Annotated in this window: 10 protein-coding genes; 8 read left to right on the plus strand and 2 right to left on the minus strand. The window is 60.9% G+C overall.

The features are described 5' to 3' along the window. Positions 1-626 precede the first annotated feature (626 nt). Positions 627-1814, minus strand: a complete 1188-nt coding sequence (locus BLW11_RS15765; RefSeq protein ID WP_048361903.1) for a type II secretion system F family protein — start codon at positions 1812-1814, stop codon at positions 627-629. Positions 1815-1828: 14 nt separating this feature from the next. Next, positions 1829-2263 (minus strand): type II secretion system major pseudopilin GspG, encoded by a 435-nt coding sequence (gene gspG, locus BLW11_RS15770; protein ID WP_048361902.1) that lies wholly within the window; start codon positions 2261-2263, stop codon positions 1829-1831. A gap of 192 nt (positions 2264-2455) precedes the next feature. On the opposite strand from gspG, the gene BLW11_RS15775 reads away from it, so the two are divergent. The 8 genes from BLW11_RS15775 to BLW11_RS15810 all read left to right on the plus strand — a co-directional run bounded on the left by BLW11_RS15775 (position 2456) and on the right by BLW11_RS15810 (position 15699). Further along, complete coding sequence (locus BLW11_RS15775; RefSeq protein WP_048361901.1) at positions 2456-3067, plus strand: lytic transglycosylase domain-containing protein; 612 nt, start codon at positions 2456-2458, stop codon at positions 3065-3067. Positions 3068-3268: 201 nt separating this feature from the next. Then, on the plus strand, positions 3269-9091 hold the full coding sequence (gene mnxG, locus BLW11_RS15780; RefSeq protein ID WP_048361900.1) for a manganese-oxidizing multicopper oxidase MnxG: 5823 nt from the start codon (positions 3269-3271) through the stop codon (positions 9089-9091). An 85-nt stretch (positions 9092-9176) separates the two neighbouring features. Next, a complete protein-coding gene (locus BLW11_RS15785) occupies positions 9177-11105 on the plus strand; it encodes a YncE family protein (RefSeq protein ID WP_048361899.1) in 1929 nt (642 codons plus the stop codon). A 13-nt stretch (positions 11106-11118) separates the two neighbouring features. Further along, complete coding sequence (locus tag BLW11_RS15790) at positions 11119-11781, plus strand: SCO family protein (protein WP_048361898.1); 663 nt, start codon at positions 11119-11121, stop codon at positions 11779-11781. Beyond that, the gene (locus tag BLW11_RS15795; protein ID WP_048361897.1) at positions 11778-12422 is read left to right on the plus strand and encodes an SCO family protein; all 645 of its coding nucleotides are present in this window, start codon (positions 11778-11780) and stop codon (positions 12420-12422) included. Before BLW11_RS15790 ends, BLW11_RS15795 begins: the two co-directional genes overlap by 4 nt. Positions 12423-12431: 9 nt before the next feature. Next, positions 12432-13982 carry a cytochrome c/ABC transporter substrate-binding protein gene (locus BLW11_RS15800; protein ID WP_048361896.1) on the plus strand — a complete coding sequence of 517 codons (1551 nt, stop codon included), beginning with the start codon at positions 12432-12434 and terminating at the stop codon, positions 13980-13982. 13 nt (positions 13983-13995) lie between these two features. Continuing rightward, positions 13996-14949, plus strand: coding sequence for a peptidylprolyl isomerase (locus BLW11_RS15805; RefSeq protein ID WP_048361895.1), 954 nt, complete (start codon positions 13996-13998; stop codon positions 14947-14949). A gap of 219 nt (positions 14950-15168) precedes the next feature. Beyond that, positions 15169-15699, plus strand: coding sequence for a response regulator (locus tag BLW11_RS15810; protein ID WP_048361894.1), 531 nt, complete (start codon positions 15169-15171; stop codon positions 15697-15699). Positions 15700-15737 lie beyond the last annotated feature (38 nt).

Below are 15737 nucleotides of genomic sequence, written 5' to 3' on the forward strand. Positions count from 1 at the left end.
TCAACCATCATGTTCTGAAGGCGCTCAGCGTTGAGCTGCTCGCATGCTTCATCAGCCTCATTTCGAGCGGCATAACTGTCTGGGAGCCTGCACTGGGCCTCACTGTCATAGATATTGAAACCTATCGGGGCAGTGGTGCAATAGAATCGCGACCCAATGCGCTTTGATCCGGTTTCCTTGGGTATAGCGGGGACAACAACGTACCTTGGCATCACGACACTCCCTGTTTTTTATTATGTTGGCAGCGCTAAGCAATAGCGCTGCTTTGTTGCCAGATCAAGTCAGCAGTTACATCATCCGATGAGTAACCGTCGCTACCGATAAGCATTCTATTTTACCAATGCGACTCTTACTCGATAGTGTTGTGAGGGCGAGTCGAAGGAAGGCCGTTGATGTTCTGGTATTCAAGTTTTGAGCGGCAAAGTTTCAGATTTTAATCTGACTTATCAGGTCAAGTTAAAGCGCCAGACATGCCCTCCACGCACCCTACACTCAAGCAGCTCTGCTGCTGCGCCGCCTAATGCACCTCCTTTGCATGGTCCGTCAGTTGGTGGAGCTGTTCGGGGGGAATTACGTAGCAGTTGACGAGTAGAACGAGGCTACTGAGCGGGGCAGGCGTTTGATGATCAATGAATGCTGGAGGCCAGTTCGAAAATCGGGATGTACATCAGGATCACGATGACCCCGATCAGCAGGCCGATGAAGGTCATCAGCAAGGGTTCAAACAGGCGCACGAACCATTCGATCCAGCGGCCGACTTCTTCGTCATAGAAGTCGGCGCTACGCTCCATCATTTGCCCAAGATTGCCGGACTGTTCGCCAGCCCTCAGCAGGCGCAGGGATACCGGCGTCACCAAATGATTGAGCTCCAGCGCGGCCGACAGTGACTGGCCTTCGCGCACCCGTTCGCAGGCCTGATCGAGACGCTGACAGGACGCCACCGTCAGCAGGCCACGGACCATTCCCATGGCGGTGACCAACGGGATGCCGCCTTGCAGCAAAATGCCCAGGGAGCGATAAAATCGTGCCAGTTCATACATGACGATGCGTTGATGGACCGCCGGAAGTTTTTCGATCAATCGGCCAACGCCCCGGCGAAAGGCCGGCCGGCGCTGGAGGAAGGTGAGGGCGACGATGCTCGCCACCACAGCACCGAAAAACTCGCCCTGATGGGCGTGCAGGAACATCCCTCCGTTCATCAGCAGCTGTGACAGCCACGGCAAATTCTCGCCCAGGCCTTCGAACACCAGGCTGAAGCGGGGTACTACGTAGCCCATCAAGAACAGCACCACGCCACTGCCCACCACCAGCAACAGCAGTGGGTAGATCGATGCACTGATGATCTTCTGTCGCACCTCGTCCATGCGTTGCCGGTAGCTGACATAACGCCCCAGCGCATCACCCACGGCCCCGGTTTTCTCGCTCGATTGCACCAGGGCAACGTAAAGCGGGGGGAACACGGCCGACAACTGGGCCAAAGCCTGTGAGAAGGATTTGCCCTCGTACAGCAGGCGAACCAGCTCACTCAAGGTTTTACGGGCCTGGGGGGCGTTTTCCTTTTCGGCCAGGCTTTCCAGCGCATCGATCAACGGCAGGCCCGCGTTGAGCAAGGTGGTCAGCTCCTGGCTGAACAACACCAGGTTGAAGGTCTCGCGATGATGCAGATGCCACGCACGCCAGCGGCGCTCGGCCTGCAGGCTGACCACGCGCATGCCCTGATCTTCGACCATGCGCCGGGCTTCGCCATCGCCCTGGGCCTCGACGGTCATTGAGACCACGCCGGTTTTGCCCACTGCCTTGAGATGAAAGCGCATCGTTGCGACTCCCTTCATTGCCAACTGGTGATTTCGGCGTTTTCGCCATCGCCACCGGGCTGTCCGTCCTTGCCCATGGACAGCAGGTCGTATTCACCGTTTTCACCGGGGTAGCGGTAGGTGTAGTTACGTCCCCACGGGTCCTGGGGCAGTTTTTTCTGCAGGTATGGGCCTGTCCAGCGGGTTTCGTCGCTGGGCGCGGTGACCAGTGCCTGCAAGCCTTGCTCGGTTGAGGGGTAGTGGCCGACTTCCAGCCGGTACAAATCCAGAGCCTTGCCCAGGCCCTCGATTTGCGCCTTGGCCACTTTCACTTCGGAACGGCCCAGCTGGGCGAAATACTTCGGCGCGACGATGCCCGCCAACAGCCCGAGGACCACCAGTACCACCAATAATTCGAGCAGGGTGAACCCGTGTTGGGTTTGCGGTGCACAACGCAAACGCTGATTCATGATGACCTCACACAGTGGGCAGCACAGTCGCCAGCAAGGCTTATGCAATTGCCATGCTCAGACCTCTTGATGTGCCTGAAGCCCCCGTAATCCGGCCCTTTTATGTTACGGCTCGGTGCTTGCATAGGGCTAACCCGCGACCGTCCATTGGGGCATTACCCCCATTTTCAGGGGCAGGTCGGGGAGGCAAAAATGACCAGGACAATGACCACGGCACTGCTTGGCGCACTGCTGATGAGCGCTGTCGTACACGCCGATGTGTTTGTATTCCGGGACGCCAATGGCAGCTACGTGCTGTCCAACGTGCACCGCCCGGGGCGGCACTATGAACGTGTGATTCGCGAGTCTGCAGAGGCCCAGGCCAGCATCAATCAACAGCCGCAGATGATTGCCGCACAACCCTATGCCGAAATGGTACTGGCAGCCGCCGCGGCCAATCAGTTGCCGGCTGCGCTGTTGTCGGCGGTGATTCAGCACGAGTCCAACTACGACCCAAGGGCTACATCACCCAAAGGAGCGGGTGGGCTCATGCAGTTGATGCCCGATACGGCCCGGGAAATGGGGGTTACGGACGTCTACGACCCCCAGTCCAACATTCAGGGCGGGGCCAAATACCTCAAACGCATGATGACCCTGTTTGACAACGATATCGCCCTGGCCGTGGCGGCCTATAACGCCGGGCCGCAAGCCGTGCTCAGTCGTGGCGGAGTGATTCCCCCGTTTGCCGAAACCCAGCGCTATGTGCCCAGCGTCCTGCGCCAGTACCGGCGGTTGCAGGGCCTGCCAGTAGACGCGCCGCTGTGAACTTGGTGACGGGGCTGATTACCCAGAGTTTGGGTAAATCGGGCAGTACAGAAAGTGGGGAAAGGGTGGGGAATATCCCCCGTATTAATAGATTCAAAGCGTAACTAGTTGAATACCAATAAAAATATTTATGGCATGGCCTATGCAGTATCGGGTTTAGCGAGCATCACTCCCTGAGCACCTACAGTGAGATCAGTGATCATGACCGGCATCCCCCACGCTCATCACTTGTTAAACCTGCTGTTACTGGTCACGCCACTGATCGGCATTGAAACGGCCCAGGCGGCAGCACGTTGTGAACGCAATCTGGTGGCGAACATCGTCGCCCTGGACCAGCCGCTGATGTTCAACCGCCTGGGTGCGCAGAACGTCAACGGCATGATGTTCGCCCTGCGCCGTGATGTGGTTGATGACCACGACCAGCCACTGAACATGGGCGGCGCGGCGGTTCCGGGCAAGGTCTCGCTGCGACCCGACAAGCGCCCGCGGCCACTGGTGTTGCGGGTTGCCGCCGGTGACTGCCTGACCATCAACTTGCAGAACCTGCTGGCTTACCAGGCCAACCCCGGCAGCCAGGAAGACGAGGGCGAGGGCGAGGTAGAAGGCGAAGTTGAAGTTGAAGTCGAAGAAGGCAACAACAACTTCAAGGCTGACGAACAAGTGGCTGACCGCCATGTGGGGTTCCAGGTCAACGGCCTGCAAGCGGTCAACAGTATCGACGATATTTCCTCGTACACCGGGCGCAACGCCAATACCCTGGTTGCCCCCGGAGCGACCCGTTCCTACACGCTTTATGCCGAGCGCGAAGGCGCATTCGCAGCCAGCAGCCGTGGCGCGACATTCGGGGGTGAAGGGGATGCAGGCAACGTGGCCAACGGTCTGTTCGGTGAGGTGGTGGTGATGCCCAAGGGCGGTCGCAACTATCGCAATACCGTGACTGAAGAAGAAATGCGCCTGGCCTCCAGCGGGCGCACACCCACTGGCCAGCCGATTGTCGATTACCAGGCCCGCTACCCGCAGCGCCAACCCTGGATCCGTGAAGGCAAGGCCGGTACGCCGATCATCAACATGGTCGACGGCAATGAAATCATCTCCAGCGAAAGCGATGCGATCGTCATGGGCAGCAATGCCGACGGCAGTTTCCCGCCTGCGACCTATCCCCTGGAATCCATCGGCAAACGCAATCCCGCGTTGCCCAATCGCCTCGAACCCTTCCGTGATTTTGCCTCGCAGTTCCAGGATGAAACCGCTGTCACCCAGGCCTTTCCGGCGTATTGGGCAGACCCGGTCATGGCCCATGTACTTGAGCCAACACGGGACTCGTTCATGATCAACTATGGATCAGGCGGCATGGGGGCCGAAGTGGTCGCCAACCGTCTCGGGGTCGGGCCGATGCACGACTGCCTGTCTTGCGCGTACGAAGAGTTTTTCCTGAGTTCGCACACCGTCGGCGACGTGGCGATGCTGGTGGACGTACCGGCCAACGTCGGGCTGGAGGGCATTCGTCCCGGCGAAGTACCCCGTGCCGAGCAAACCGGGGTCAAGGCGAGCATGGCGCTGTATCCCTCCGAGCCGTCCAACGTCAACCACAGTTACATCGGTGACTTCGTCAAGTTTCGCAATACCCATAACGGGCATGAGCAACACATCTTCCACTTGCATGGCCATCAATGGCTGTTCAATCCCAACGATGACAACTCCGACTATGTAGACGCCCAGGGGATTGGTCCGGGGGCCGGTTACACCTACGAAATTGCCAACGGTGGCTCGGGTAACCGCAACCGTGTGGCCGGTGATGCAATCTATCACTGCCACTTTTACCCGCACTTTGCCCAGGGCATGTGGGCCATGTGGCGGGTGCACGATGTGTTTGAAGAAGGCACCCGGCTGGAAGTGTCACAACAGGGCAGCGACGGTTATCACACCAAGCCTTTCGCCTTGCGCAGCGGCAAACCCGCAGCCGGGGCCCGGGCATTGCCCGATGGAGAAATCGTGGCGGGCACCCCGATACCGGCCGTTGTGCCGTTGCCCGGCAAGGCAATGGCGCCGATGCCGGGCAAGGTGGCTGTGGTGCCCAGAATCAGCGAAACCCTGGTCGCTTCAGGGGACGACGATGACGATGACGACGGCGTGCATCGCGGTGGCGGCGCCCAGGCCATTGGCTCGCTGGCCCTGGTGGACCGCAGTGAAGCCAACCGCAATGCTGACGGCAGCCTGAAAAACCCCGGCTATCCGTTCTGGATTGGCGGCATGGAAAGCTCCGTCGGCCAGCGCCCGCCGACCCCGCCACTGGACATGCTCGATGCGGGCAAGGCTCAGGCACTGAAAACCAGCGGCAAGGCGTTGTGGGCCAACCTGGACCCGGCTCAGTCCGGAGGGTGGGACGGCGGCCTGGGACGACACTCCCTGGCCGGTTTCTCTGCCGGTGGCGAGGCTCACACCGTGACGACCTCGCTGGACTTTTCCAAGGAAGTGACGCGGGCCAAGCCGATCTACATGCCTGAAGAGGGCACCGAGGTCGAACAGGCCGCCATGGCCTTCCACGCGAAAAAAGACCATCCCAGCTTTGCCCTCTTGCCCGGCAAGCAAATCGTCGCGCGCAACTTCCGCACCAACGGCGCGTTGCCCATTGCAGGCGCGCCGTATTACGAACCGTGCATGGATGATCGGCAAAAACGCCTGACCAGCACCGCCGGAACCGGCGAGTTCAATAGCGGCGAGCGCATGGACGGCATATCGTTCACCGGCTCCTCGACCTTTACCGCCGATCGTCCACGGATCTACAAGGCAGCCAATATTCAGTTCGACGCGGTGTACAACAAGGTTGGCTACCATTTTCCCCAAGCTCGCATTCTGGCCCTGTGGGAAGACGCCTGGCCGGTGATCACCAAGCAGCGCCCGCCAGAGCCACTGGTGATGCGCATGAACACCTTTGACTGCGTGCAGTACCAGCAGACCAACCTGGTGCCGGCCACCTATGAGATGGACGATTATCAGGTACGAACCCCAACCGACGTTATCGGCCAACATATCCACCTGCCTAAATGGGACCTGACCGCCGCAGACGGCTCGGCCAACGGCTGGAACTACGAAGACGGTGTGCTTTCCCCCGGCGCCGTGCAGGAACGCATCCATGCGATCCGCACGTTCAACCAGTGCACGGGCGCAGATGTGCGTGATGGCACACCAGCCTGCCCGAAAGCCAAAAATCACCCGTACTTCGGCCAGTTCGGCCGGGCTGACTGGGTAGGGGCGCGCACCGCGATGCAGCGCTGGTTTATCGACCCGGTGGTCAATACAAAAGGGATTGACCGTGGCCTGGGCACGATTTTCACCCACGACCATCTGGGCCCATCGACGCATCAACAGATTGGCCTGTACGCCACCGTGCTGGCCGAACCGGCCGGTTCCACCTGGTTCCACGCCGAAACCGGCGAGCCCCTGTACAGCGGCGCGCGTCAGGACGGCGGGCCGACCTCGTGGCAGGCCGTGGTGTCCACCGGAGACCTGGATGGCGATGGCAAGAACGACAGTTTCCGTGAGTTCTTCCTCGAATACAGCGATTTCCAGCACGCCTATGAAGCCGGTGTCTATGTGGGCGCAGGGCCCAATGGCGTGCCCAATCCCCAGGCTTTTCCGGCCACGGCAGACAGCTTCCGCTACGCCATCAACCCGCCGGTGCGCAGTAATGCCAGCAGCTTGCTCGAAGGCATTGTCGAAGTGCAGGGCGGACGGGTCGCGGGTTGCCCAACTCGTCCATGCCCACAGGCCATCTCCGTGGATGACCCTGGCATGTTCGTGATCAATTACCGCAATGAACCGCTGGCGTTGCGGGTATATGACCCGAACAAGGTCGGCCCCGACGGCAAGCGCGGCATGCAGGCGGACGGCCTGGGCGGCGACCTCTCGTATGCGCTGCAAAGCCGCACCGACCGGGCGATTCCGGCCATGAACCTGGCGCCGAACCTGATCACGTCCGCCACCGGGCCAACCGGCGGCACCACCCTGTTTCCGCCGCACATCAACCGGGGTGGCGCCGAACCGGGCGACCCGTTCACACCGATGTTGCGTACCTACACGGGTGACAATGTGCGGCTGCGGGTACATGCCGGTGGTCATGAGGAAGAGCACAACGTGACGCTGCACGGCGTGAAGTGGCTGCAAAGCGGCTCGGGCTTCGGCAACAGCTCCAACTCCGGCTGGCGCGCTTCGCAGATGATCGGGATTTCCGAGCAGATGGGCTTTATCGCGCCGATCTCGATGTTGTCCAGTTCGGCGGCGACCACCGGGGATTACCTGTACTCGATGGACGCTTCGATTGAAGGTTACTGGAGCGGGATCTGGGGTGTGATGCGCAACTACACCGCCCAGCGTACCGACCTGTTTGCGCTGCCGAACAACCCGAAACCGGCCGGTATGCGCAACACCGTGGCCTTCGATGGCTCGTGCCCAAGAATCAGCGCCAATCCCAATGGCATCGGTACCCGTCCCACTGTGCAGCGCAACTATGACGTAGTCGCCGCACTGGCCAACGACATCCTCGGCAATCCGTTGGGGCTGACCCTCGGCGATCCGGCAGGCATTGGCCAGCATGTGGGCGGGCCATTGAAACCCGCTGGCGGAACCCTGGTGTACAACTCGCGGCCGGTGAGTATCCCGCGTGTCACTGTGACCGATCCCGAGGACGGGGTAACCATGACCATCGGCGGGCAAAGTGGCCCGCTGCATGACCCGACGGCCATCCTCTATGTACGCAAGGCCGACCTGGACCCGGTCAGCGGCAAGCTCAAGCCCGGTGTGCCCGTCGAACCGCTGGTGTTGCGCGCAACGGCCGGGGACTGCATCAACATCACACTGGAAAACCGTCTGCCGAGCGTCATGCCCGACTTGACCCAGACCGCCGTGATGCAAGGTGTGGTCAAGCGTGATCGAAATGGCAGTGACGGCTCGAGCACCTTCAGCAACAACCTGATGCGCCCGTCCAGCCATGTTGGCCTGCATGCGCAACTGCTGGCATACGACATCACCAAGTCTGATGGTGCCAACGTCGGTGCCAACCCGGTGCAGACCGTAGCTCCCAGGGTTGGCAACAGCGGTGCCTACCCAAGCCGCACCTATCAGTACTACGCCGGTCACCTGGAGCGTGAAGGCAAGCCGATCACGCAACTGGGTCGCAGTGTCGACAACATCAACGCCACGGCCGTGGAGTTCGGCGGGTTGAATTTCACCCCGTCAGATGTGATCAAGCAGCCGCAGAAAGGCCTGGGGGGTGCCATGAGTATCCTGCCGGTGGGGGCCACCTGGGTTGACGATATCCGCAAGGTCAATGCCAGCGTGACTGCGCCGGGCCAGGCTGTTTACCGCGACTTTGCGATGGTCTGGCAAAAAGCCCTGAACATTCGCTGGGCCGGCGGTCGGCCAGTGGAAGGTATCGCAGCTGAAGGCCTGGGGGTGCCTACGGACCCGCAGGACAACTCCAGCATGGCGATCAATTACAAGGCCGAACCGCTGTGGTACCGCTTCGGGCTGGCCCCCGATGCACCGTTCGGCCATGCCGGTGGCAGCGGCTACGCTGACGTGCCCAATGCGCACATGGCATACAGCAACGCCCTGGTGGGAGGCGATCCGCAAACGCCGGTGCTCTATGTGAAACCGGGGCAACCGTTCCGCACCCACATCCTGATGCCTACCGGCGGCAGTCGTGGCACCACGTTCCAGCTGGACGGGCACGTGTGGTCAGTTAACCCGTTCCAGTCGGAAAAAAGCGACACCGGTGGCTATCCAATGGGCACGCCTGGCGTGGGCTCGGTGCGGTTTGGCTTGAACCCGATGTCGATGTATGTCGGCGCCCATGAAAGCGTCCTGCCAGCGGCGCACTTCAGTTTCATGCACCCAAGTGCCGGGGGCATCAATGCAATACCGGGGGACTACCTCTTTCGGGACTACGCCGCCTACGGCAACACCGCCGGGTTGTGGGGACTGTTACGGGTCTCCAATGAGCCCGAACCTGCGCCGGCACCTTGACGGACCGTGCGTACCAGCAGGAGCAAGCAAGCCCGCTCCTGCTGTTCAGGGGGTGGCAAGCGAGGATTTGACGGGGAGAAATACAATGAGCAAGGCCATTGGAACCGGTGTGTGTGGGTGGCTGCTCGCAACAACACTGAGCGCCCTGGGGGGCGGGTGCTGGGCGGCCGAAACACAGGGTAAGGGGGAACAAAGGCTGGTGCGTGACGGTGTGACTGTCGCCTTGAACGTACAGCCTTTGGCCAAAGACGGCGTATTGCGTGAAGGAGAGTTCGCCGATGTGCGTTTCCGGATCACCGACGCCACGTCTGGCCAGCCTCTGGCGGGCGTTGCACCGGGCGCCTGGCTTGACCCGCAAGCCGTTGCCGCCGACCTGGCCCAGGGACGTGAGCGCAGCTGCAAGTCGCGGGTCGGGGTGTTTCTCAAGTCGAGCATCGGCGCCCGGCCGCTGCTGGATCTCAACAGCTACTTCCTGATGGTGATGAACCGTGACGCGAGTGTGTCGGTGGTCGACCCGCAAGTGTCAGTAGGGGGGATCACCAGTACGTTATCGCGCATCGACCTGAAACAGCCGCCCATGGACTGGATCACGCCCAGAGATAACAAGCGGGTGTTTGTGTCCATGCCCAAGGCCGATGCCGTGGCGGTGATCGACAGCGAGCAATTCAAGCTGATCGATTCGGTCGCGGCGGGCAGCAACCCGGTCCGCGTGGCCCTGCAACCGGACGAACGCCTGCTGTGGGTGGGCAACAATGCCAAGGCCCCCGAGCAGTCCGGGGTGACGGTGATCGATGCGCAGAGCCTCAAACCACTCAAGCATGTGGCAACCGGTGCCGGCCACCATGAGATCGCCTTCAGCAAGGACAGCCGACATGCGTTTGTCAGCAACCGCGATGACGGCACGGTGAGCATCATCGACATCGCCAGCCTGACCCTGAGCAAGCAACTCAAGACCGGCTCGCACCCGTTGTCGATCGCCTTTTCGCCACTGTCCCAGGCCGTCTATGTCGCTGACGGCCAGGACGGCACGGTCACGGTGGTCGACACCCAAAGCCTGACGGTACGCCGGGTCATCAGGCTCAAACAGGGCCTGGGGCCCATGGGTTTCAGCGCCGACGGACGCTTTGGCATTGTGCTCAATACCCTGGAAAACCAGGCGTCGATCATCGATGCCAGCAACGATTCGCTGATCCACGACGTGGCGGTGTCTGCCGAACCCTATCAAGTGGTGTTCACCAAGGCCTATGCCTACATCCGCGGCCTGGCGTCGGCCAAGGTCACGATGATCAACCTCGCGTCGCTCGGGGAAGGGCGTACCCCGATCACCCAGGGCTTCGAAGCCGGCCCCCAGGCGCCGCGCCTGGCCGGTGATTTGCCGCTGGCCTCAAGCCTGGCGGTGTCGCGGGACGACAATGCGGTGTTTGTGGTCAACCCGGTGGACAACACCACCTACTTTTACGCCGAGGGCATGAATGCCCCGATGTCCGGCTACCCCAACCGCGGGCAAGTGGCGCGGGCCGCGCTGGTGATTGACCGCAGCCTGCGGGAAGTCTCGCCAGGGCTCTACAGCGCGCGGATCAAGCTGCCCCCCGCCGGACGTTTCGATGTGGCCTTCCTGCTCAACCAACCGAACATCATCCACTGCTTCACGGCGGATATTGAACCGGCGACAGAGGCTACCCAGGTGGCGGGCGTGCCCAAGGTCGAGTTCATGCTCGATACCTCCACGACGGCCCTTGGCAGCCCTTACGTGGTGCGCTTTCGCATTGTTCAGGGCAAGCAAAGAACGCAGCGCAGCGGGGTCAAGGATGTCCGGGTGCGTTACTTCCTCGCGCCGTCCTCGCGGGCGCAGTCGGTGGCGGCGCGGGAGGTGGGCGAGGGTGTGTACGAAGTCCCGCTGACCCTTGACCAGCCGGGTGCCTGGTACTTGCATGTGCGCGCTGCGTCCCTGGGGGCGGGCTTCGACGACAAGACTTTTGCCAGCGTGCGGGTTATCCCCGGCGCTGCTCATTGAAGAGGAAATCGACATGAACCGATTTGCGCAGTGTGCTTTCACGACTTTCTGGCTGTTGGCTTACGGTATTGGCCAGGCCCAGGCCCAGTCCCATTCGGCGGATGAACATGCCGGCCATGACATGGCGCCAACTCCCGCCAGCGCCCAGAGCGCCCCGGTCAGTTTTGCCGACGTCGCACTGGTTGATCAGAACGGCAAGTCGGTGCATCTGGAGCCGGATCTGGTGGCCAACAAAATCGTAGTCATGAGCTTCATCTACACCAGCTGCACCACAGTCTGCCCGGTGGTGTCCTCCATCATGGGCAAAGTGCAGAAACAGCTGGGCGCGCGGGTGGGCAGCGAAGTGCAACTGGTCTCCATCAGCATCGACCCGCAGCGTGACGACAGCGGCCGGCTGAATGAATACGCCCGTGCCTTTCAGAGCGGTCCGGGCTGGAGCTGGCTAACGGGTTCGACCCAGTCGGTCAATGACACGCTCAAGGGCTTGGGTACGTTCAGCGGCGACTTGAAAAATCATGCACCGCTGATTCTGGTGGGCGACGGCAATAGCCGGCACTGGACCCGTTTTTATGGTTTCACCGACCCGGCGGTGCTGATCCATGAGGTGGAAAAACTCAGCGGGCAGCGCGGTGCCCATGCCAAACACACCGCCGTTGCAATGGAGCAGCAGCCATGAAAGCCCTCGACCGTATCGCTTTGAGTGTGTGTGTTTGCCTGGTCAGCACGGTGGCGCTCGCCCACGAAGGGCATAACCCTCCGGCACCTGAAAAACCTGCTGCGGTCGCTGCGGTCGCTGCAGTGGCTTCACCGGCCACCGGCACCCGCGATGCAAAAACCTGGTTTACCGACACCCCGCTGTTGGACCAGAACGGTCAGACCCTGCGCTTCTATAGCGACGCCCTGGAAAACCGCGTGGTGTTGCTGAACGTGATTTTTACCAGTTGCAACGATGCCTGTCCGTTGGTTACCCGCAAGCTCAAGGAGGTGCGTGAGGTGCTGGGGGACAAGGCCGATGGCATTACTTTTATTTCCCTTACCAGTGATCCGCTGCGTGATACACCGGCGGTGCTCAAGGCTTACACCTTGAAACAAGGGGTCGATGATCCCCACTGGCTTTTTTTGACCGGCAACAAGGCGCAGATGGAGCTGGTGCTGGGGCGCATCGGCCAGATCGTGCCAACCCCCGAGCAGCACTCCACGCAGCTGATTGTGGGTGATGTGGCCAACAAGCGCTGGAGCAAGATCCGCCCCGATGCCCCGGCTGCCGCCATTGCCCAACGCTTGCAGTTGCTGACAATGCCTGTGGTCGGGCGTTGAGCGTGTCCCATGAAAACCGCACTCGCCCTTGCAATGTTAATGCTCGCAGGCGTCATTCCCTGTGCCCAGGCATTGCCACTGACCCCCGACGAAAGTGCCGGCAAGCGCCTGTACCGGGAGGGTGTATCGGCGAGTGGTGAGCCCATCATGGCCAGGGTTGGCGCGGCCGGTATGTTGTTGCCCGCCACCAGCCTGCCCTGCGCCAACTGTCACGGCACCGACGGGCTCGGGCGCCCGGAAGGGGGTGTACGGCCGCCAGACCTGAGCTGGTCACGGCTCAGCAGCCTCCATGGCCAGCAGCAAGTCAATGGTCGAAGCTACCCGGCGTATTCGGACGGTGCGCTGGCCCGGGCCATTCAGGAGGGCCGTGACCCCGGCGGCAATCGGCTCGACCCGGCCATGCCGCAGTTCGTCCTGTCAATCAGCGACCAGCGTAATCTCACGGCTTATCTCAAGCGCGTGGCGGATGATCGTGATCCCGGTCTCGAGGCCAATAGCATAAACCTGGGGACTTTATTGCCCACCGAAGGGCCGCTGGCCGAAGAGGGTGCCACCATCGCCGCGGTGCTCAATGGCTCAGTGGCGCAAATCAACCAGGCAGGTGGCATTCATGGTCGGCAGTTGCGCCTGACCATCCTCGATCCCGGCCCGGATCGCGCCAGTGCCGAGGAGGCGCTGGGCTGGCTGATTGATCAGGAACAGGTTTTCGCGTTGATCGCGCCCCTGGCCCCGGCACTCGACACCGAGCTTGCACGGCACCTGGAGCAGGCGGGCGTTCCGCTGATCGGTGCGCTGTCGCTGCTCGGCACGAGCCAGTCCAGCAGGCTGATTTTCGAGCCCTTGCCGGGGTTGCGTGAGCAGTTGATTGCGCTGGCCGACTTCGCCAGCCAGGAGCTTGTGGCGTTGCAAGGGCCAACATTGATCCTGTACGCCGGCGCGCCCGGCCAGCAGAAGGCCGCGGATGAACTTGGCCTCTATTTGCAGGCCCATGCCTGGCAGGACGTCCATGTGCAGGCCTACGACCCGGTGCAGGAGCCGCTCCCGTCAGCTTCCCGCTCGGTGTTTTACCTGGGCAGCAGTGGCGGTTTTAGCAGTCTCGCCAACCGTTTGCAGGCGGCAGGGCAGGCGCCTTATCTGTTTGCCATGGCGCAGCAGGTGGCGGGGGATCTGTTTCAAGTACCCGTTGAGTTTTCCCGCAGGGTGTTTATTGCCTATCCCTTCATACCCAGTGACTGGACGCCTGCCGGACGTCTGGCGCTGACCCGGGTTCGCGAATCCGGGGGCCTTGGCGGGCAGTATGCCTTTGTGCAAGTAGGCGCCTTCAGCTCGATGCTGTTGTTCGCCGAAGCCATGAAACAGGCCGGAAGGGATGCCAGTCGCGAAAAGCTGGTCAGTGCCCTGGAAGGTCTGCATGACTTTGCCACCGGGCTGACGCCGCAGATCAGCTTCGGCCCCGGCCGCCGCCTGGGTCTCAATGGTGCCCATATCGTCACACTGGAACTGCCGGATCAGCGCTTTTACCTGGTAGCCCCCTATAAACCTGTTGCTGCGATGCCCTGACCGGAGACCCCTTATGAAACTCAATAATTGGTTGATCCTGCTGACCCTTTGGGGCCCGGTAGCGTTGTGCAGCAATGAGCCCGTCGTCGCACGGGTCAATGGCGAAGAAATCCCCGCATTTCGCCTTGAGCGTTTTTTCGCCGAGTACCTGGAAGACCAGGGGCGGGCAGTGGGCAACATCCGCAACCCCAAGGCTTATCAGCAATTGCGTCAAAAGGCGCTGGACGCCCTGATTGACAAGGAATTGCTCTGGCAGGAAGCCGTCAAGCGCGACGTTGTTATCAGCGACGCGCTGGTTAACGATCAGGTCGAGAAGACGCGCAAGGCAGTGGGTGGTACCGAAGTGTTTGCGCGCAAGCTAAACGACGCCGGCTTCGACGAGGCCAGTTATACCGAGTACACCCGCCGCGAACTGGCGGCACAAAAGGTGTTTGCTGAACTGACAACAGTTGCCGCGCCGGATGAACAACAGGTGCGTGCTTATTATGAGGAGCACCGGTCCGAGATGAATCGGCCGGAGCAAGTCCATGCCCGGCATATTCTGATCAAGGTGGCTCAGGGGGCGAGCGACGCCACAATTGAGGCTGCGCGTCTACGCTTGGTAGAGGTACGTCGGGAAATTACTCAGGGCGCTGACTTTGCCAACATTGCCAAAAGCCGTTCCGAAGGTTCTTCCGCCATCGAAGGCGGGGATCTTGGCTACTTTCCCAAGGGGCGCATGCTGCCTGAGTTCGACGCGGTGGTCTTTGCCATGGCCGTGGGCGACATCAGCCAGCCGGTCCGCACCGCGGTGGGCTGGCATCTTATTTATTTGCAGAACCACTTGGATGCAGTTGATGTCACAGAAGAACAGGGATTTGCAATGGTTCGCACTTACCTCGCCCAACAGCAACAGTCGCAAGCGCGTCTCGAGGTCCTGGAGCAGCTACGGTCGCGCAACCGCATCGAGCGCACTGACAGTTATTGAAGCTGGCCCCAATAGTGGGGAAAAGCTCAAAATCACACCCGTGCGCGTCCCCGTCTTTGGGGGGACGGAGTAACCGGGATATTTTTTCATAATGAATATCAAGGAGATGCAGCGGCATTAAGACCGCTGCGCTGCCTGGCATGAAGTGTGCTCAAGCCTAAGTAAGGTGAGCACTCTGTCAGGCTTGATACTCGGACCTGCAGTTACAAGGAGTCCACCTTGGTGAACAAAGTATTGGTTGTTGATGACGAGCAGTTGCTTGCACAAAACCTGCAGGAGTATCTGCAGGCGCAAGGGCTGGAAGTCCGGATAGCGCACGAAGGTGCCAGAGCCATTGGTGTAGCAGAGAGTTTTGCACCCGATGTGGTGGTGTTCGATTACCGCTTGCCCGATATGGAAGGTTTTGAAGTTCTCGATACCGTTCGCCAGAACAGGACGTGTCACTTTGTACTGATTACCGGGCACCCCACCACTGAAGTGTGTGATCGGGCCCGCCAGCGTGGAGTCAGTCATATCCTGTTCAAGCCGTTTCCATTGGCAGAACTGGCACGAGCAATTTTTGACCTTTTAGGGGTGAGCCGCAAATCGGGTACCAGCCACAGCCGCTCTGAAGGATTCGTCGAACGACGCAAGAACAGGAACGAGAGTTTCCCGCTGCAGTTGTACGACGGCAGTTGGGTGCTGGAGGATCGCCGACGAAAAACGGCATCCATTGCCCCTGACGACGAACACTTGCTCACCGGGAAGTAGTGACGCGACAAGACGTTCCGGCCCAGGCCGCAATGGCT

The sequence above is a fragment of the Pseudomonas deceptionensis genome (genome assembly GCF_900106095.1).
Taxonomy (GTDB): domain Bacteria; phylum Pseudomonadota; class Gammaproteobacteria; order Pseudomonadales; family Pseudomonadaceae; genus Aquipseudomonas; species Aquipseudomonas deceptionensis.